This is a genomic window from Mesorhizobium sp. WSM4830 (assembly GCF_055811495.1).
This window is the reverse complement of sequence record NZ_JBVVQI010000058.1, coordinates 1-18,460: the sequence shown is the minus strand read 5'-3', so window position 1 is coordinate 18,460 and position 18,460 is coordinate 1. Positions and strand designations below refer to the sequence as shown.

Here is an 18,460-nt window from a genome sequence, read left to right as displayed (position 1 = left end):
CAGTCCATTCCGTCAACCAGAGCCATGAGCTGAGCATGATTGAGCTGGACCCGGTTGTGGCCGATCCGCGGCCAGCAGAACTTCGCGTCGTCCAGTCGCTTGGCATAAAGACACACGCCGCTGCCGTTCCACCAGACGATCTTGATCCTGTCCGCTCTTTTGGCGCGGAAGACATAAAGCGCGCCGTTGAACGGTTATGTGGCGCGCCACATAATGCAGAGCGTTTTTAGCTTGGCGTCGCGCAGAAAGGCGGTGGCGAGAGCGCACTGGGGTCCGATCGCGACGGTGAGCTAAAAACGTGTTGGACTAAGCCGCCGGCACGGGTGGCCGCTATGGGCGTTCAATCGAGGCGGTGCCCCATGAACAGGCGTCGTGTGGTTTGGGGATGCCGTCGCGGAGGCCGCGATTGCAAGGGGTCGCGTGCGCCGAAGCGGCACGGATATGGGTTGCGGCAAAATGAGGACCAGTGTCGCGCCCTGCCGACAGAGGCAGCCGGGGGTGACGGCGCGCAGCTTCGCGGAACCGGCTCGGTTTTCGGGCCGAACGGCTCGTGCGATGCGGTGACGGCGTAAGCGGAGCGATTCTTTCATGAAGTATCCCAGTATGGCGGGGGTCCAGTGGCGCCGTCGAAGATTTCTATGACAAGCATCTGGCCTTGACGACAGGCCGGGCATTGCCTGAGGCAATGACCGGTGAGATCCTCGTAGCGGTCGCGGTAATCCTTTGCGGGTTGGCTGTCCGATGGCTCCGGAACCGGCATGCCGAGCAGGTCGCGGCAGTGGGCAAGCTTTTGCGCGCGGTAGCGATTGCCGAGAAAGCCGTAGTAGCGGATGCGATGAAAGCCCTCCGGCAGGACGTGCAGCAGGAAGCGGCGAATGAACTCGTCGGCCGCGACGGTCATGACCTTCTGCCGATTGCCGTGCCGATAGTCCTTCCAGCGGAAACGAACGGCTCCGTCCTTGATGTCGATGAGGCGATTGTTGGAGATGGCGACGCGGTGCGTATAGCGCCCGACATAGTCGAGCACCTGTTCGGGTCCGGCGAAAGGCGGCTTGGCAAAGACGACCCACTCAGCCTTTCGTAGCGGCGCCAAATAACGCCGGAAGGCGTCGCGCTCGCTCAGGTGCTGCAAACCAGAGAAGAACTGCAACTGGCCGGCGTCGAAGGCTTTCGCAAGATGCTCCAGGAACAATCGTCGGAACAGGCGCGAGAGCACCTGGACCGGGAAGAAGAAGCCGGGCTTGCAGGCGACCCATCGATCGCCGTCGGCAGCAAGGCCGCCGCCTGGGACGACGCAATGCAGATGCGGATGATGGAGCAGGTTCTGGCCCCAGGTGTGCAGCACGGCGAAGAAGCCGATTTCGGCGCCCAGGTGCTTGGGGTCGGCAGCGATGGTGCACAGGGTCTCGGCGGTGGCGCGGAACAGCAAGCCGTAGACGAGCGCTTTGTTCTGATAGGCGATGGCGGCAATGTCGCCGGGCAGCGTGAAGACGACGTGAAAGTATTGTGCGTCGAGAAGTTCAGCGCGACGATCCTCCAGCCATTGCGCGCGGGCCAGCGACTGGCACTTCGGGCAATGGCGATCGCGGCAGCTGTTGAAGGCGATGCGGCTATGGCCGCAGTGATCGCACGCTTCGACGTGCCCGCCGAGCGCGGCGGTCCGGCACAGTTCGATCGCCGTCATGACACGGCGCTGGGCGGTCGACAGCGACGCATCATGCTGTGCGCGATAGGCCTCGCCGTAGCGGCGGAAGATATCCGCCACTTCCGGCCCCGAACGGGCCATCGGCGCGCGCTTCAGAAGTATTGCGGTTTGGCGGGTGGCGGCAGGATGGGCGCCGGACGCGGTAAGAGCTCGAAGGGGCTCGACGTGGCGCAGACCTTGTTGGTGGCAATCCGCAGGTAATGGGCGGTGGTCGCGAGGCTGCGGTGACCGAGCAGCAATTGAATGGTGCGCACGTCGGCGCCGGCCTCCAACAGATGGACGGCGAAGGCGTGCCGCAGGCTATGGGGCGTGACCGGCTTGGACAAGCCGGAGAGGTCGCGCGCTTTCGCGCAGGCTTGTCCCACCGCGTCCCTGGTGATCGGCTGGCCGGCGCGATCGCCGGGGAAGAGCCACGCCTCTGGCCGGCGCATCTTCCAATAGTCGCGCAGAATCTCCAGCAGCTTGGGCGACAGCATCACATAGCGGTCCTTCTGGCCTTTGCCCTGCTCGATGCGGATGACCATTCTCTGGCTGTCGATGTCCGTGGGCTTCAGCTGAACCGCTTCCGAGATGCGCAAGCCGGCGGCATAGCAAGTGGTCAGGATGGCATGGTGTTTGACGTCGAGGATGCAACCGAGGAACCGCTGAACTTCCTCGGCACTGAGGACGATCGGCAGCTTCTGTGGTTTCTTGGGAAGCGGCAGGACCTCTTCAGGCGCCCAGTCTCTTTCGAGCGTCACCTTGTAGAGAAAGCGCAGCGCCGCAATGGCGGTCTGGATCGAACCAGGTGCCAGCTTCTTCTCGTTGGTCAGATAGACCTGATAGGTCCGAATGTCATCGCGCCCGAGCAAGTCCGGCGACTTGCTAAAATAGCGGGCGAACAGCGACACCTGTTGCAGATACGACAGCTGGGTGTTGAGCGCGAAGTTGCGCACCTGCATGTCCTCGCTCATGCGCTGGCGAAGTTGGGTCATGACAAACTCCTTTGTCCGATGGAATGGGCTGCAAGCAGCCACTCCATGCTGACGCAGTCGGAGCTTGTTGTGGACACATGACCAGCGCGACAGACGACGCGATCAGATCACGCTGTAGGCACTCACCCTCCTTGCCGCTCCGCAATCGCGGAGCGGGTTAGTCCAACCCTTCTTATGCGTCGGGCGAGATTATGTGGCGGAGCCGCCCTGACCCCTTTCGGGCCGGCCAAACCCAGCTTGCCTCCGCCACATAATATTTCATGCCTCTCTCATGGCGCGGGATTCCCCTGTGCCACAACGCCGGAGGGGCAGAATGCTCGAGTTCTATTTTTCCTATTGTGGGGTGCTCAAGCGCCTGCGTAGCGGTGCACTCGGTGGCGAGATGGATCGCCTCGCGGAGTATTTTTTCGCCGTTGGTTACAAGCGAGCGTCCGCCAAGATTTACCTGAGCCGGATCGCGCGCTTTAGCCAGTTTGCCGCAACCCGCTGTGGTCGGATGCCGATCCATCAAGATGTCGTCGACAGCTATTTATGTACGTTTACTACGGATTCTCCACGCATTGGGGCAGCATCGGCGCTGGGACATGCACGGCGAGTGGCTCCGGAGCGCTTCATTGCTTCCGCTCCCAGGGTAGATGATGATCCGGATACTCCGCTTCTGACCTCATTTTCCGACTATTTGCGCAAGGTGCGAGGACTTGAGCCGAAGACCCGCGAAGGCGTTCTACTGGGCGGCCGCCGCTTTCTGGATTGGTTCCGCCATCATCATCCCGGTCAAAACCTCGAGGCGTTGACGGCTGAGCACGTCCTCGCTGCTGTCGAGCATCGGCTGTCGCTATCGGCGACCACCGGCACCCGCGCGGCAGCGACTTCTCACATCCGAACATTTCTTCAGTTTTTATGTTGGGCTGGCCACCATGACCAGGATCTCGACCGCGTCGTCCCAAGGACGCCTCATTGGCGTTTGGCGCATTTGCCGCCCCGCCTTGCATGGGATGACGTTCGGCGCGCAATCGATGCGATCGGCGCAACGACGCCGGTCGACATCCGCGATCGAGCCGTCCTGCTGCTACTCGCCACCACGGGCATTCGCAACGGTGAGCTACGCGCCATTCAGCTGCAGGATATCGACTGGCGTGCTGGTGAGGTTTCTGTCCGGCGCACCAAGGGCAAGCGGGATCGGGTGGCGCCGCTGCTCGAGGAGACCGGCGCCGCGCTCGCCGACTACGTCCTGCGCGCTCGACCGAAGGTGGATAGTCCGTATCTGTTCCTGTCCTTCACGCCGCCCGTGGCACCATTCAAATGCGCGTCGCCTGTTTCGAGGATCGTGCGGAAGCGGTTGCGACATGGCGGGGTTGAACTCGGGCGGGTCGCAGGTGCGCATCTCCTGCGCCACAGTCTTGCCACCCAGCTCGTCAAGCAGCGAAGGCCGATCAACGAGGTCGCCGATCTTCTCGGGCACCGAAGCATCAACACAACGGCATTATACGTAAAGGTCGCCACCTCGCAGCTCGCCGAGGTCGCACTCCCCTTTCCGGGAGGCGTCGCATGACCGCCTTTGCCCAATTCCTCGGCGAGAAGGCCGAGCGGTACATCGAGAAGTAGTCGGGCTTGATCGTTCCGACGTCGATCTAACCAACGGGGTTCTCCTCATTCGGAAGACAAAGTTCCGCAAGGATCGTCTCGTTCCAGTTCACACGACAACCCAGGCTGACCTTGGTTGCTATGCCCGTGAGCGCGACGCCGCTTTCCCCATACCGAAGGATCAGGCCTTCTTCCTCAGTTCCCGGGGCAACCGCCTCTCGGCGACCGGCCTGCAAAACGGCTTTGCCGAGGCCCGTAAACTCGCCGACTTTGATGGCGGTAAGCCGTTAAGGCCGCACGATCTCAGGCACCGGTTTGCCGTGACCCGCCTCAGCCTCTGGCACCAACAGCGCGCCGACGTTCAGGCGCTATTGCCTTTGCTCGCCACATATCTCGGCCACGTTAGTTACAGCGACACGGCCTACTACCTCACGGGCTCGGCGGAGCTCCTCGCTATCGCGGCTGAGCGTGCCGCCCTCGATGGAGGCGCAGCATGAGCGAACACCTGCTCCTGGCGCCGCTCCTGGAGTCCTATTTCCGCCGGTACCTGACGAAGCAGCGGAACGCGACTCCCGCGACCGTGGCAAGCTATCGGGACGCCTTGCGCATGCTGATCCTCTTTGCCGCCGACCGGTTGCGTAAGAAGCCGGCGGCGTTGGCGCTCGAAGATCTCGATCGAGACCTCGTTCTCGCTTTTCTCGACGAACTCGAGGAGAAGCGGAACAATTGCGTCGCCACGCGCAACGCCCGCTTGGCCGCGATCCGATCTTTTTTCCACCACGTCGCTGCCGCCGACCCGGCGTCCTTCGGTGTGGCCCAACGCGTGCTGTCGATTCCCATTAAACGGGCGCACATCGAGGTAACGCACCATCTCACCAAGGCCGAAGTGGATACCCTCATCGCGGCGCCCGATCCAAAGACGCCCCGTGGTCGGCGCGACCGAGCCTTTCTGCTCTTCCTGGCACGGACCGGTGCCCGGGTCTCGGAAGCCACCGGCGTCAACGCAAACGACCTTGAGTTGGAGCGCTCTCACCCGCAAGTGCTGCTGCGCGGCAAAGGGCGCAGAGACCGCGTCGTGCCCATCCCTAAGGACCTGGCGCGAGCGCTGACGACCTTGTTGGGCGAGCGCGGGATCACCCATCACGAGCCGCGACCGATATTCGTCGGCGCCCGCAACGAGCGCCTGACTCGTTTCGGAGCGACCCATATCGTGCGGCGTGCGGCCACCGAGGCCGTGCCTACCAGGCCAGCCTTGGCCGACAAGCCCATATCGCCGCACATCTTCCGGCACTCCTTCGCCATGAAGCTTCTCCAGTCCGGCGTGGACCTTTTGACCATCCAAGCCTGGCTCGGGCACGCACAGGTCGCCACGACCCACCGGTATGCCGCAGCGGATGTCGAGATGATGCGCAATGGACTCGAGAAGGCGGGCGTCACCGGCGATCACGGCGTGCGTTTCCGACCAAATGACTCCGTTCTGCAACTGCTGAACTCCATCTGAATATTATGTGGCGGAGGCAAGCTGGGTTTGGCCGGCCCGAAAGGGGTCAGGGCGGCTCCGCCACATAATCTCGCCCGACGCATAAGAACGGATCCGAGCCGGCATCGCGCACCAGTGCCAGAAGGCCGTCGGGACCTTTTCTAAAATCGGCGGGATGACTGGCGACCAACACCTTCACGCCAGCCGGGATCATGCCTGGCGAACCGCCCGGATGATCCGCACCAGCTGCTCCTCATTGATATCGGCACCGGCGCGAATGACCACGCCACCCAGCTCGATCTCCACCGACGCAGACGCTGTCGGCGTGACCTCGACAAAGCCGAGCCGAGCCGCATCTCACTGCCGCCTGACCGCACCGCTCTTGATCGCCTTGCGCCGCCAGCCGAACAGCTGCGAGCTCGCCAGTCCAGCCTGGCGCGCGATCGCCGACACATTCGCCCCTGGCTTCAGGGACTCTTCAACCAGCCGTGCCTTCGCTTCCGCCGACCAGCGCCGCCGCGGACGCTGCGGACTTGCGTCCAGCCGGTTCGCAACCGCCTCAAGAACATGGAAGGTCCTGTCATCAGGCATAGGCGCAGACATAGAAATTGACACTGCAAGCTCCTCAGCTCCTTCAGTGTCACTATCTCTCGCTCATCACCTCAAACCGCGCCAGATGGGGTCAGCTTGGCGCTTACATCGCGGACGACCTCGGAACGAAAACGGCTCGTCGCGACCCGCCACGCTGCCAGGCTAAGTATTCCACAAAGCCTTCCGCCCTCTTCAGGCGCCCGCTACGCACGCCGTTGCGGTCCTGCCCGGGCTACGAAGCTACGAGGGCAAATACACTTCCAGGACACCGCGCCTGCCATTGCGTCGGCCGACCTGAACAACCAGGTCAATCGTCCTTTTCGCATAGTTGACAATATCGCCATGGGACATCTGCACGCCAGAGCGCATCACCATGAGTGCCAGCCTGTCGAATGCAAGTTCAGGACTGTCTGCATGGACGGTTGTTATCGCGCCAGGATGGCCGGTATTGATCGCCTCAAGAAAATCAAAAGCCTCGATGCCACGAATTTCGCCGAGAATGATCCTATCGGGGCGCATTCGCAGACAGCTTTCCAGCAGCTTCGACGGGCTGCGAGCAGATTTCCCCTTACGGTCAGCGATTAGCCCCACCTGGTTCTTGTGTGGTGGGCAAAGCTCCTGCGCATCCTCTATGGTGATAATCCGCTCAGAGGGATCTGACATTGCCAGCAATGCGCGCGCGACCGTGGTTTTGCCAGACGACGTGCCGCCTGAAATCAGAATGTTAAACTTCTCGTCAATCGCCTGTCGGAACAGACCTTGCAGGCTGCCGGCCTTAGCCATATTGGCAACTGTCCGGCGGCGGTCGCGACGGTTGGCATCCACGGTGATCTGCCCGCCGTCAACGAAGTCGATATCGGCACTTTCCAAAGTTCGCGTCAGATATTTGCGGATCGACAGGGACACGCCTTCTTCGATAGCAGGCTCGACCACCACCTGCACGCGCTGCGAACTACCCCAAACCATAACGCGGCCTGAGACGATCGGGTGAAACGCTCCCAACGTGTTGCGCGTCTCTCCGGCCAGCTGTGCTCCAAGCCGCTTGATGGCATGTGCCGACAAGGCCACATCGATCTGATGCATATGTACCGATCCGGCTTCCTCGACGAAAATGGACCCGTCGGGGTTGATCACCAACTCATTGATATTGTCATTCACGAGATAGTCCCGGAGCGGACTCAAGTACTGCTCCACATATGAAATGCCGCGACTGGGCCGATAAGGATTCATCTAATAACGAGATCTTGATTGACGAACACTCGGATTTCCTCGCCCTGCGGGATAGCAAGGACGGGAGGCAGCGAGAGGTATTTTTCCAGTATACCCTTACCTTGATTGCTAAGTGCCCCGCCGATACTAGATACCGCTTGGCCCCCAGCGTTGTTGTTGCTTAATCCAGCACCTCCAGTATTGATCGTCGCGCCACCTTCTCTGGAGGACCTGTTGCTGCCGGTCGGAGCAGGAATGACCGAGGGCAAAGCGGTGATGGCGCTGATGAGAACAGCTGCACCTATCTTTTTGCCGTAGCGGTTGTCCACATTGCCTTTGGTACCGGCGCGACCGAGGAGGTCCGTGCCTGTGGAGCCCAACGCCATTGATTTGCCGTCGGGAGTGATGGCCCGGTTCCATGCGATCAGCACGCGTTTTTGCTCGATATCCGTTTCGTTATTGAAGGTGCCTATCAGGCTTGTCCCTGCTGGCAGCAGAATGCGAGAACCGTCGAAAGAGAATACCGGTTCGATGATCTGAGCGCGGATATTTCCCGGCATTTCTGTATCAATGGCGGTTTCAAGCACTGCCGAGATTATCGTGCCCTGCACGACGGTAAACGATGGATCAGCGAGAGCACGAGACACTGAGGTCTTTGTTTCCGAAACGGCTGCAGAGGCAAGAAAACGATCGTTCGCGCTCAGATTTTGGGGAATTTGTGGCATACCGCCAACTGCTGCGAGATGTGCCTCAGAATCGTCCAAGACTACGCCATTCGACTCTCTTTGCTTGGTGTTGATTTCTTCCTGTTGGCGACGCCTCTCGGTGTCGAGCTTGGCGGCATCCTCAAAGCGTTTGCGCTCTACTTCCAACCGCGAGGCCTCGGCACGCAGACGCGCATCTTCGGCCTTCGCGTTCTCGCGCTCCTCGTGAAGCTTCTGCGTCATTTCTTTGTTATAGCGCTCCAGCAGTTTCTTGACGTCGGCGAGTGAAAAGTCCGAGCCATTGGTGGACCGGCGGGCCAGTGCATCGATCTCCTTGCGTAGCTCATCAAGTCGCTTGTTTATCCCAGCGTTGCGATCGGCCTCAGTCTCGCCGACTGCAGGCGGCTCGGGAACTAGAAAGTCCAGATGCTGAGGGTTCGTGGGCGCGCTTCCGACAGTCAGGTCAATCTCCGAAGTTTTTTCCTCATCGTCACCTCCCAAGCCGAGGATTTTCAGAGCTTGTGTCGGCCCGAAAGTCACCACGACCGCGACGACGACACCGGCCAGCAGTATGGCAGCAACAACCACCCTGCGGTTACTTCCGCGCTTTAATTTACCCATCTGCCGAGCTCGGCGTTCCTCGATCAGTTTTTCCCGTTCCACCGCTTTTTGTTCGGCATTGTGGTCGGGTCGATGGTCACTTTCGCCCGATTTATCCGGCACGCCTCAATCCGTTCCTCGCTGGTTTTGCCGTGTGCACGGCGCTTGCCTTGCCCACGCAGACAGTGTCATCGCCGATTCGCATCACCCAATAGTCGCTGGTGCCGTCGACGATGATATGGTTGCCGTCTGTGCGCGAATTGGCCAGTTTCTCCTCCCGGTCATGACCGACCTTAAAAATTGCCGGCCGTGGCGCGCCCTTGGGCAGGACGAAAGTCGTCTGCAACGTATTGTCTCTCACCGCGAGCGGACGGAACTGCGCATAACCCGAGACCATGTAGTCGTGCTTTATGGGACCGCCTTGGCTGCGGCTCTTGTCCAACGTCTTGAACCTATCAGGATAAGTAAAGACTGTCCGGAACGCTTGGTCGGCTCTTGTCTTCATCCCTGCCTTTACCTCGCCTACTGACCGTAACTCGAACGTATAAACGCGCTGGTCGGTGTAGATTGTCATATTGGTCAGCGCTTGGTCGATAATAGGCTTCAAGCTGACCACATTGCCCATTTTGAGCTTGACCACTTCCCAGGATGCGCTATCGCCGATGAGAATTGATTCGACATTCTCCCCTTCAGCGAACTGGACAGCTGTGACTGATTTCAGGTAAAGGTTAAGTTTGTAGACGTTGTTCTCATCGTACACATAGCGTTTGATGCGCGCGTCTGATGCAAACCCCACCGGTGATTGCTCTGCCATCACTGGATTTATCAGTGCTACGGCAGTGATTACTGAAAGTAATTGAATCAGGAACACTGCTTTTACCATTGTTTCCTCAGAGCTTTAGTTGGCGGTTTCCGCATCGATCCGGTATGACGAGACATTGAAGCCAAGCGGATTTTTCCAAACCGACTCCAAGGTGGCGTTTTCTTGTGGTTTGAACTGGTAGCCGACCGTGGCGATGAAACTGCGTTGGACAGTGTCGCGTGCATTTTCTTCACGATACTTAGTGATGCGCACACGAGCGAGATCAGCTGTGCTGGGCTGGTTCGAGGGAGTCAGGGAGACAGATTTGACCACAACTCGCACTCGAACGTCGTTGCCGTAGAGTGTGGGCGGATACTGTGCCGAATTCGAGCGCCAGGTTTGGGCGAGAGTTTCCGCGGCACTGTCGGATGAGCGGGCCATGACGTCAGGAATGCGGGTGCTGTTATCGGCTGGAGCGTAGGTTTCCCGGTCGACAACATAGGAGACGAGTTCCGCCTGAAGTACGGCCTCCTGCTGTTGGAGCGAGGCAGGCCGCACCTGGACGATCTTTTCTGCCTCGCCAGTGGTCTTGTCAACCAGCACCACATAGGGCTTGATTTCTTTGAGCGGCAGCACGACTAGCAGGGCTACCAGCGACAAAAGACTCGCGGCGACGGCACCAACCGCGATTTTCGCCCAGTTGTTGCGCTGCTCGCGAAGGCTGAAAAAGACCTCGTCTTCAAATGCATGTTGTAATGCTTGTTCAGCCACACGTCTCTCCTGTTGTTCTGCGCCTCGGACAATCAGCGGTAAAGATTGATCTGTTCGGGAGACAAGGTTCGGTTGCTTGATCGAGAGGAACTGCCGGGACGGCGAGCAGCAGTTCCGGCACCATCTGATTTCAGCGATGACTGTCCGATCATGCGGCGAGCAAGACGCTCATCCCGACGCTGTTGCCGCATATGGGCGCTTTGGCGCATCGCGCTGATCGCCGACCGCACTGCCCCGCCCGTCGAAGCGCCAGCGGCACGTGCGGTGCTTGCTGCATTCGCGCCGTCTCGCAATCGTTGACCGCTGGCGTGAAGTTTCATTGCAGCAGCTTTGGCCATGGAAGCTGCGGCACCGACCGCGCCGGCGCCGACAGCGGCAACCGATGCAGAGGCTAGCGTGCTTGCCATGGTCGGGATCATGAACAGAAGAACGGTCGCCGCGATCATGATGAAAACGAAGTCGAACTCATCGTTCGATGTCGCATAGATATCACCGGCGACATACAGCACAAGAGTCATCAATGAGGCCGTTAGCAACGGGATAACTGCGAAGCCAACCGTGAAACGGGTCCAACTCTCGAAATGCTGCTTCGTTTGAGGCATCATCAGCATGATGATGGCCAGAGGCGCCAGGCTGATCGATACTGCGAGGCCTATTTTTCCGACTAGCACAATAATAGCTGATGCGGCGGTAAAAAACAAGCCCACAGCCAGGATGAACGTGCCCACGAAGATGCTTCGAAATGCCTTCGCGAGCTTCCAGATTGAAATGTTCGAAAGGTGATCATGGGCAATTCGCATGATGGCGTGGGAGAACTCATCCATTGCCGAATATGTGTCCTTTATCCGTGCTGGATCGAGAACAGTGGGATCCTTAGTCCGTATCGCTGCTGCAACCCCCTGCATCATAAGCGCACCGTAGTCACCCGGCACCTCCACGAGCATTGTATAAATGCCTTGGAAATTTACCCACACACTGGCAAATGAATAAATAAGTATATAACGCAGCCCCCATTGTAGGTATGTCGAGTAATTAACAGGCTGGAACTGGATTATGTGATTCACAGCGATAAACAACAGCGCCACCAGCGCTATAGCGCCAAGTAGCGTTCTTATTGGGCCAGCGGTTGATTCGAAAACTGTCTGAACATAATCGACAAGCGTCGTATCGATTATATCGGCAATCGTTGCAATCGCGCCCATAACGATTACCTGTTGAAGTCTTTAAGATCACGGATGCTCTCCGGCTCGGCGGAATCCGCTCCTAATGCCATGAAGTACGATCCTGCCAGCGAAGCGATTGCGGCTTGGGTGCGCAGTGTTTCGTTGAGTTGCTGCGCGATTTCGATCATCACGCGTGTGTTGATGTCGACGCTGGTTTTCAAGTCGTCACTAGATTCTAGTGCAGTGATATAGCCGTTGATCCTGCCCATGCTCGCATTGGCGCGCTTATAGGAATCCTCTGCGGTAGAGGCGGTAACCGCGCCTTGAGCCGATGCATGGGCGATAATAACCTTATCGAGGAGTTTGTCATTTCGAAGCGCAAATGCGTCGTCCAAGCGGTAGCGGTTGATAAATCCGGTAAGCGCTGCCTGAACGCCTTGAGGCCCAACCGTCCCGCCGCCCAAAGCAGCGTCGGCCATCTCCCGCAAACCTGGCCCTCCTTCACGGGCCGCGACGTCTGCCTCGCCATTGTTGACCGGGAACGGCTTTGGGCCTGATATGGCAGCACGCTGCGCTTGAGCCGCATCGTTGATCCGAGTCATCGGGTTTTCAGCTGTGAGTGCGGACGCAAAGAGTTGTGCGATCCCACCGCCAATGAACCGGGACATTTCAACCATAGACGTCAGCAACTCGAGAGCATTCTCGTCGAAGGTTGCCTGCGCGCCAACCGGCGCCGGGGGGAGCGCTCCAATAGGGGGCAGGGGTAAAGGCGTGATCTGGGTTTCTCCGGCGTAAACCAGCGGACCCGTGGCCGCAAGCAAAAGGCCAGACACAACGATAGACTGGACAACGACATTCATGTGACGGCTCCTTCGGTTTGGTAGTCAATGACTTCCCAGGTGCAGACGCAATTGTTCTCCCGCACCGCGGGAACGGATTGGCAGGCCGGAAGGGGGACAAGTGTTAATGTAAGAAAAATCAGGGTACGTTTCATTGAAGCATGTCCATTTGAAAGTTTGGCCTGTCACGCCATCCTGCAGGCGTTTTTTCCCCACGGCCGCCTCCCAATATTTCGATGCCCTTCCCGATCGCCCCAAGCGCGAAATCAAGAACGACACTGTCACCGCCCGATTTCAACAGCACGAGATGGTTGTCCACGTTGGTTGTCTGAAGGAACGCGCTTTCGGTCGGCGTGAGGTTGAGCGGCGCGAGTTCGGTTTCGGTGTTGTAGGAACTTGGGTAGACTAGACGCGTAACGGCGCTCTCCAGTATGCCTGCGCCGGCGGCGCTATTGGCGATGTGCGACACACGCTGGGTCAGGAGAACGACCGCAGCGTTTTTCTTGCGCATCGTTAGCATCCAGTCCTTGAGGCGCCGTTCGAAGTACGGATCGTCAAGCAGCTTCCAGCCTTCATCAAGAACCAGCAGAGTTGGAGCCTCGTCTTCTACGAGCCGTTCCACGCGTCGAAAGACATAGCTGAGCCACGCTGTGCGGATGGTGTCGTTATCGAAAATTTCCGTGAGGTCAAATGCCGTGATCCGATTGTCGAAAGCGAGCGAATCGACCCCCTTGCCGCCAAACAGCCAACCGAACTGGCCAGTCTCGTCCCACCGGCCAAGTCGGTTATAAAGGTCGCCATCATCGTCAGTCGCACGCAACTGGCTGCGGAACTGTGCGAAATTCTGCAGGCGAGGGTCAGCCGTTGCATTGGCCTGAACGGCATCGTGGAGTGCCTGAAGCTGCAGCGGACTTAATGGTCCGCCCTCATTGTTAGCCAATGCGGCAAGCCAATCGGATAGCCACGCTACGCCGCGATTATCTGCCTCTGCAAGCATAGGATTGAAGCCCGTTTCCTGCCCCATACGCACCGAGGAATATGTTCCGCCCATGGCGCGGACCGCCATCTCGAAACCATTATCCTTGTCGAAGATGATAATTCGAGTGCCAAGCCGTTGGGCCTGGCTAAGCAGAAACGCGGTACCAAGTGTCTTGCCCGACCCGGTTTGGCCAAGCACGAGCGTATGGCCGACGGTGCGCTGATCTAGCTTCCCCGGCAAGTGGAAGCTGAAGCGGAAAGTCTCGCCGCGCGCTGTTGGGAAGATTGTCACGCAGTCGCCCCAAGGACATTGCTCCGGTGGGTTGCCTTTCGGCAAGCCGTGCATTGCGCAAAGTTCTGCGAAGTTCTGGGAAGAGATCATTGCCGCTCGTGTGCGGTATCTGAAATTCCCCGGATGTTGAGCGAAATAGACGGCGCGGGCAGAGAAGTTCTCGCGCACGATTGATGCACCAGCGTCCTGCACCGCGCGCGTAACATAAGCCATAGCTCCCTCAAGCTCTTCCCGCGTTTCGCAGAATAGAGCGATGCTGCAGTGATGGTCACCAAAGACGATGCGGCCGGATGCAACATCGTCCTCAGCCTCTTCGAGTTGTGCCATCAGCGAGATGGCCGCATCCTCTGCCGCCTTCATCTGCTTCCGCACACGTGCGATCCTAGCTTGGGCGGTAATGTTGTCGATGGGTGTAAAGCTCTGCGAGACCACGGTATCATACGGCAGATTGAGGCTGTCGAGGATGCCGGGATAGGTTGCGGTTGGATAGTCCTTTACCGTTATGATCGTACCGTAGCGTTTGAGGCCTGGGTTCGCATTGTCGCATTCGAAGATATTTCCGCGGAATGTGATCATCGAATTTGCTAAAAGGTCGGCGACAGGGATGAACTTCTTACCGGCGATGAGCCGCCCACTTGATCCGTCGATCAGCGTACGCAAGAAGCTGAGCCATTCACCATTCGAGACGGTTAGCCGACGAGGCTTTGCCTCACTTGTGCTGACCAAGCAGGCGTCGATCATCTGATCGAGGCGGACCGCGCGCGCGGCAATCTCTTCGCGAGTACGGGTATCCTTGTTGCCAAATATACTGATAAGATTGGTCAGCTTTTTCGGTGGTCGGATCAAAATGGTGACCATCGTAACACGGTCGCGCAGTCCAATGGTCTCAAGATAATCGCGCCAGCGCCGGTCAATCTCCTCGCTGAACGGATCCCCCTCGACAGGCCGCATAGTCGGCCGAGTTTCAACTGATATTCGGTGGACGTAATACCCAACGTCACCGCGCTGCTGTGCAATTAAGCGCGAAAACGTGTTACTCAGCTCCATAGTCTGTCGAGTGTCGATCGTGTCAGCATTGAGCCCTTCGACGACAAAAGAGGCCATTAGATCGCCATCCCGCAACATCAGTGTGACATCGTCCACGATGCTGAGATACGGCAGCTCGCTGGCGAGTTGTTCGGTTTTGGGACGAAAATCAAGCATGGTATACTAGTCCTTCACCCTTCAACAGTGATGGGCTCATTCGCGTGCTTCGCGCGGTTGCGATGAAGACATTGATGATTTTCGGATCGTAGGCGGCTAAAGCACGCAACGCGCCGTAGCCGATACCCCCCACGATTACCAGATAAACGACCGACGCGGTGATGATGAAGCCGATCATCACGATAGATATGAGGACCACCAGATACATGATCGGCAATCCGGCAAAGGAGACTTCTCGGGTCAAGCCTATGAAGAGCACTGTGCGTTGAATAGCCTATACTCCTTTGATAGATCTGCGAGGCAGTCCGCTCCCTCAGTGGGCGGCCAAGCCCTTGACGAAGGTAGCGCCACCAAAGACGATCGCAATGCCTAAGATGATGGAGACTGCGAAGGTCCAGTCCATCCGACCGGTCATGAACGAGAAGCCGACAGCAATGACAGCCAAAGCCGAGATTGCAACACCGATCGGGCCGGTGATCGCCTTCACGATCGCCTCAAGGAATGTGTGCACGCCGCTGAAATCCTGAGCCGCGCTCGGACTAGCGAAAATAAGGGCCAGGAAAACCGCAGTAGCGGCAATCGACAAAAATTTTGTCCAATTAATGTTAGAAACGCTCTGTTTCATATTTACCTCTCAATGGTTTAATTGCCGCCGTCCTTGAACTAAGTTAGCGCGCACCTGTAGATGCTGTTCGTTGATTCCTGTTATTTTTCGCGATCCTGAGAGGTTCAATGAAGCGTCCCGGCTCAGCGGCCCGTTCTGCTTCAGGTTCAAGCGCTCGCCCGCCATGGGGGACCGATGCTGGGCCCGCGGCGGCGGGACAGCTTCGGCCTCAGCACCGAAATTGAACAGTGCCGACTGCGGCCCTGCCTCCGGCGCAGCGCCGAGCGGGCGCCACCCCTCACTTCGATGACCTTTCCGTTGTCGGTTTGCTCAAATACCGCTGCCTCGGCTAGATCGGCCTGCCCGATCATGAAGACGGTCGCGGTTGAGGCCGCGACCGTCTTCACAAGCGTACTTCTACCCGCTAGATTGTTTGCTTGAGACATGGGATCCTTTCGAGCGGACTCGCTTCTATAATTCCATTCTTAATCCAATAGATGACATTTTATACGTTACGACTATTTATGCTCCGAGCGCGCGCCGCCCTATAGCGATAGTTATGTCATTGCTCGACTTAGGCGTCTAAGGAAAACTGGTTCCGATTGTAGCTTTTGTGTTGTATCTTCGTAGTTAGAAGGGGAAGTATGATTTCAAAGGAATCGAACGTCGTTCAAAGGAATCGAACGTCGTATCGGGGGCGAGCGGCTGCGTTTAGGGGTTGTGGCGCCTTCCTGTTTCGTGACAGAGAACATCAACACGACATCGGGAATAGACGTTCTGGCCGTCGTGACAGGCTGACCGCCCAGCGCAAGCCTCGTTCGCTCAAGGCCTGACGAAGGACGCGCTCGACCCGTGTCAGGAATCGGCGAGCACCATCCCGAATTGCACGCCTGCGCTCATCAGCCGCTCGATCTCTTCTATCGCGATTTCCGTCGCGCTGCCGCTCCTTCGGAACACGACCTTCGCCATCGGTTGGGAGCGCTCGTCCACTTCTAGTGGTTTCCGCCTGACATAAGAGTCCTGGGTGGGAATCTGGCGCATGCGCACAGGAATGTCTCTCACCGTCTCGCCTTCTGATCATCGGCAGCTCGCTGCCTTGGTCAGCGTGCGGCGCGGCAATCAAAGTGAGAGCGCGTATTGCCTCACCATGGAATGCTCCCGAACGATTCATCCGTTGCCTCACCAGGATGTTCCCCACGGCTGCGGCCGTTCAGCTGGCCATTGTCCTGACGGTCGCGACCGACGGCGGCGCACCAAACACCATCGTGTGAGCCTTTTCTTTGCGCCATGTCTTCACCCGGCGTTGCAGCGTGCGCAAAAGGAGATCGGGGTACTTCTCTGGGTGCTCCGCCTGCAGACGCTCGAGCAGTTCCCGGCTCGTCCGCCACGGTTCTTCGTCAAACCAAGCCCGCAATTCGTCGGTCACTCCTGCAAGAGGATCAGGTCGCCGCCGTTCTCGCTTTTGCTTTGGTTTCAGCTTCGCGGTGGGGCGGATTTCGCCCTCCTCCCACGCAGTTCGCAATCCTGAGAGGAACTGATCGAGCGCGGGCTCGGTCATGGGCGCGGGCGTGGGCGATTGATCGGCGATGGCGACAAGACGCCGTTGTGCGGATCTCATGTCCCTCAGCAGCCTGACGGGATCCAGCCGCCCATATATCTGCAACAGCTCCATGCGAACGGATTCCGGCGTCCGCGGGTCTTCCAGCAGCCGCTGGCAGGGTGTTGCCGGAGGATAATACCGCTTGCGCACCCGGGCACCGTCACGTTCCTTTTCAGCCAGCTTGAACGACGGCTGGAAGAAGTTCACGAACAGCCGCACCGTCGAATAGAGCTGCGCCAGGGCTGCGGCGGCTTCAAGTCCCTCCAGCCGGCGATAGCCGACAATGCGGCGAACGACGGCGCCGTTCTTCTGCTCGACAAATGCCTGGTCATTCTTCCGGTAAGGCCGGCAGCGGGTGAACTCGATGCCGCCGTCCCGGCAGTAATCGCGCACAGTCTCATTCAGGAACACGCTGTCATTGTCCGTGTCGAAGCCGAGAAGTTGGAACGGCAGGAGCCGCCGCAGTTCCGTCAGCACCTCGCTCAGCAGCTTCTGCTCGCGGACAAGCAGGGGAGCGCATTCCGTCCACCCGCTTGCAATGTCGGTGAGACAAAGCGTTTGGATAAAGCTGCCGCTCGCCACCGGGCCACTGTGCGCCACCAGGTCAGCCTCGACAAATCCGGGCGGAGGGTCCTGCCAGTCGGAGAAAGTACGGATCGGAATGCTCCGTCGTAGCGCCGTGGATACCGCGCTGTGGCGTCGTGCCCGTCCTCCTGCGGTCTTTCGAGCCTCGCCAAGAACGCGGTCGATTGTCGCCGCGCTCATCGTCAGAAGCGGGTGCGGATTTCCGCGGTCAAACGAAGATGTCCGTGACGTTCCATCGCCTCGACCAGAATAGGAGCCAGCGCCTTCAATCGTTTGCCACAGATCCGGTCCGACGCCTCCCAGATGACGATCAGCGCTTCACGAACGGCATCGTCATAAATACGGCGATCGGGCCTCGGCCCTGAACGAGACGGAGACGGGCCCTTCCGCAACAGCCGCATTGCGTGCTTGCGGTGAAACCCGCTCACGGCAACAAATTCATCGAGAATGCGCGCCTTTTCGGCACGGCCGCCCCGCACATAACGCTCCCTCACCGCATCTACCAATTCATTCCGTGTCGCCACGCTTACCCGCCTCATCTGATCTGCTCCTGCCACACCACTGCCGGGAGCAGATCAGATGAGGCAACGGCTTAACATTCAGGAGCAATTCAGACGAGGCAATGCGACGTATTGCCAGATTGTCGCGCTATATAGTGCCATTCGACGCCGGTCTGCTGGCACCATCGCAGGACCGCCCTCGAGGTCAGTTCGGTGCCGTTGTCGGAGACGATCGTGTCCGGCCGACCACGCCAGCGTGATGATGGCATCCAGCTC

General features: G+C 58.7%; 16 protein-coding genes and 2 pseudogenes. 4 read left to right on the top strand and 14 right to left on the bottom strand.

What is annotated here, in order from left to right:
* Positions 1-230, top strand: a 230-nt coding sequence (locus AC0L2Y_RS33505) for a hypothetical protein (RefSeq protein WP_473562211.1), incomplete at its 5' end; no start/stop codon positions are given.
* 356 nt (positions 231-586) lie between these two features.
* On the opposite strand, the gene AC0L2Y_RS33500 is transcribed toward AC0L2Y_RS33505, so the two are convergent.
* Both AC0L2Y_RS33500 and AC0L2Y_RS33495 read right to left on the bottom strand, forming a co-directional pair.
* The gene (locus AC0L2Y_RS33500; RefSeq protein ID WP_473562210.1) at positions 587-1,786 is read right to left on the bottom strand and encodes an IS91 family transposase; all 1,200 of its coding nucleotides are present in this window, start codon (positions 1,784-1,786) and stop codon (positions 587-589) included.
* An 11-nt stretch (positions 1,787-1,797) separates the two neighbouring features.
* Positions 1,798-2,679 (bottom strand): tyrosine-type recombinase/integrase, encoded by an 882-nt coding sequence (locus tag AC0L2Y_RS33495; protein WP_473562209.1) that lies wholly within the window; start codon positions 2,677-2,679, stop codon positions 1,798-1,800.
* 313 nt (positions 2,680-2,992) lie between these two features.
* On the opposite strand from AC0L2Y_RS33495, the gene AC0L2Y_RS33490 reads away from it, so the two are divergent.
* The 3 genes from AC0L2Y_RS33490 to AC0L2Y_RS33480 are packed head-to-tail and all read left to right on the top strand — an operon-like array spanning position 2,993 to position 5,764.
* Complete coding sequence (locus AC0L2Y_RS33490; protein WP_473562208.1) at positions 2,993-4,231, top strand: site-specific integrase; 1,239 nt, start codon at positions 2,993-2,995, stop codon at positions 4,229-4,231.
* Positions 4,232-4,244: 13 nt separating this feature from the next.
* On the top strand, positions 4,245-4,760 hold the full coding sequence (locus tag AC0L2Y_RS33485) for a tyrosine-type recombinase/integrase (RefSeq protein ID WP_473562212.1): 516 nt from the start codon (positions 4,245-4,247) through the stop codon (positions 4,758-4,760).
* Positions 4,757-5,764, top strand: a complete 1,008-nt coding sequence (locus tag AC0L2Y_RS33480) for a tyrosine-type recombinase/integrase (RefSeq protein ID WP_473562207.1) — start codon at positions 4,757-4,759, stop codon at positions 5,762-5,764. The genes AC0L2Y_RS33485 and AC0L2Y_RS33480 overlap by 4 nt, the downstream gene beginning before the upstream one ends.
* Positions 5,765-6,100: 336 nt before the next feature.
* On the opposite strand, the gene AC0L2Y_RS33475 is transcribed toward AC0L2Y_RS33480, so the two are convergent.
* The 12 genes and pseudogenes from AC0L2Y_RS33475 to AC0L2Y_RS33420 form a co-directional block, all read right to left on the bottom strand.
* Complete coding sequence (locus AC0L2Y_RS33475) at positions 6,101-6,334, bottom strand: transposase (RefSeq protein ID WP_473562206.1); 234 nt, start codon at positions 6,332-6,334, stop codon at positions 6,101-6,103.
* Positions 6,335-6,574: 240 nt separating this feature from the next.
* Complete coding sequence (gene virB11 / locus AC0L2Y_RS33470; protein WP_473562205.1) at positions 6,575-7,492, bottom strand: P-type DNA transfer ATPase VirB11; 918 nt, start codon at positions 7,490-7,492, stop codon at positions 6,575-6,577.
* A 68-nt stretch (positions 7,493-7,560) separates the two neighbouring features.
* The gene (locus AC0L2Y_RS33465) at positions 7,561-8,970 is read right to left on the bottom strand and encodes a TraB/TrbI/VirB10 family type IV secretion system protein (protein WP_473562203.1); all 1,410 of its coding nucleotides are present in this window, start codon (positions 8,968-8,970) and stop codon (positions 7,561-7,563) included.
* A complete protein-coding gene (locus AC0L2Y_RS33460) occupies positions 8,960-9,730 on the bottom strand; it encodes a TrbG/VirB9 family P-type conjugative transfer protein (RefSeq protein WP_473505937.1) in 771 nt (256 codons plus the stop codon). Before AC0L2Y_RS33460 ends, AC0L2Y_RS33465 begins: the two co-directional genes overlap by 11 nt.
* Positions 9,731-9,745: 15 nt before the next feature.
* A complete protein-coding gene (locus AC0L2Y_RS33455; RefSeq protein WP_473562202.1) occupies positions 9,746-10,420 on the bottom strand; it encodes a VirB8/TrbF family protein in 675 nt (224 codons plus the stop codon).
* A gap of 32 nt (positions 10,421-10,452) precedes the next feature.
* Positions 10,453-11,622 (bottom strand): type IV secretion system protein, encoded by a 1,170-nt coding sequence (locus AC0L2Y_RS33450; RefSeq protein WP_473562201.1) that lies wholly within the window; start codon positions 11,620-11,622, stop codon positions 10,453-10,455.
* Between the two features lie 5 nt (positions 11,623-11,627).
* Entirely contained in the window at positions 11,628-12,443 is an 816-nt protein-coding gene (locus AC0L2Y_RS33445) for a type IV secretion system protein (protein WP_473562200.1), read from the bottom strand.
* 130 nt (positions 12,444-12,573) lie between these two features.
* Complete coding sequence (locus AC0L2Y_RS33440) at positions 12,574-14,895, bottom strand: VirB4 family type IV secretion/conjugal transfer ATPase (RefSeq protein ID WP_473562199.1); 2,322 nt, start codon at positions 14,893-14,895, stop codon at positions 12,574-12,576.
* Positions 14,888-15,154: a VirB3 family type IV secretion system protein gene (locus tag AC0L2Y_RS33435; RefSeq protein WP_473505947.1), complete on the bottom strand. Its 267-nt coding sequence runs from the start codon at positions 15,152-15,154 to the stop codon at positions 14,888-14,890. The genes AC0L2Y_RS33440 and AC0L2Y_RS33435 overlap by 8 nt, the downstream gene beginning before the upstream one ends.
* A gap of 54 nt (positions 15,155-15,208) precedes the next feature.
* Entirely contained in the window at positions 15,209-15,520 is a 312-nt protein-coding gene (locus tag AC0L2Y_RS33430; protein ID WP_473505949.1) for a TrbC/VirB2 family protein, read from the bottom strand.
* A 1,189-nt stretch (positions 15,521-16,709) separates the two neighbouring features.
* Positions 16,710-18,223, bottom strand: a pseudogene (locus AC0L2Y_RS33425) (transposase).
* 107 nt (positions 18,224-18,330) lie between these two features.
* Positions 18,331-18,460: pseudogene (locus AC0L2Y_RS33420) on the bottom strand (integrase catalytic domain-containing protein); the annotation flags it as partial.

Bases quoted from the DNA above. Each gene is read 5' to 3' on its own strand.
- AC0L2Y_RS33460 (WP_473505937.1), bottom strand. From the start codon at position 9,730: ATGGTAAAAGCAGTGTTCCTGATTCAATTACTTTCAGTAATCACTGCC.
- AC0L2Y_RS33480 (WP_473562207.1), top strand. From the start codon at position 4,757: ATGAGCGAACACCTGCTCCTGGCGCCGCTCCTGGAGTCCTATTTCCGC.
- AC0L2Y_RS33440 (WP_473562199.1), bottom strand. From the start codon at position 14,895: ATGCTTGATTTTCGTCCCAAAACCGAACAACTCGCCAGCGAGCTGCCG.
- AC0L2Y_RS33495 (WP_473562209.1), bottom strand. From the start codon at position 2,679: ATGACCCAACTTCGCCAGCGCATGAGCGAGGACATGCAGGTGCGCAAC.
- AC0L2Y_RS33430 (WP_473505949.1), bottom strand. From the start codon at position 15,520: ATGAAACAGAGCGTTTCTAACATTAATTGGACAAAATTTTTGTCGATT.
- AC0L2Y_RS33445 (WP_473562200.1), bottom strand. From the start codon at position 12,443: ATGAATGTCGTTGTCCAGTCTATCGTTGTGTCTGGCCTTTTGCTTGCG.
- AC0L2Y_RS33500 (WP_473562210.1), bottom strand. From the start codon at position 1,786: ATGGCCCGTTCGGGGCCGGAAGTGGCGGATATCTTCCGCCGCTACGGC.
- AC0L2Y_RS33490 (WP_473562208.1), top strand. From the start codon at position 2,993: ATGCTCGAGTTCTATTTTTCCTATTGTGGGGTGCTCAAGCGCCTGCGT.
- AC0L2Y_RS33475 (WP_473562206.1), bottom strand. From the start codon at position 6,334: ATGCCTGATGACAGGACCTTCCATGTTCTTGAGGCGGTTGCGAACCGG.
- AC0L2Y_RS33450 (WP_473562201.1), bottom strand. From the start codon at position 11,622: ATGGGCGCGATTGCAACGATTGCCGATATAATCGATACGACGCTTGTC.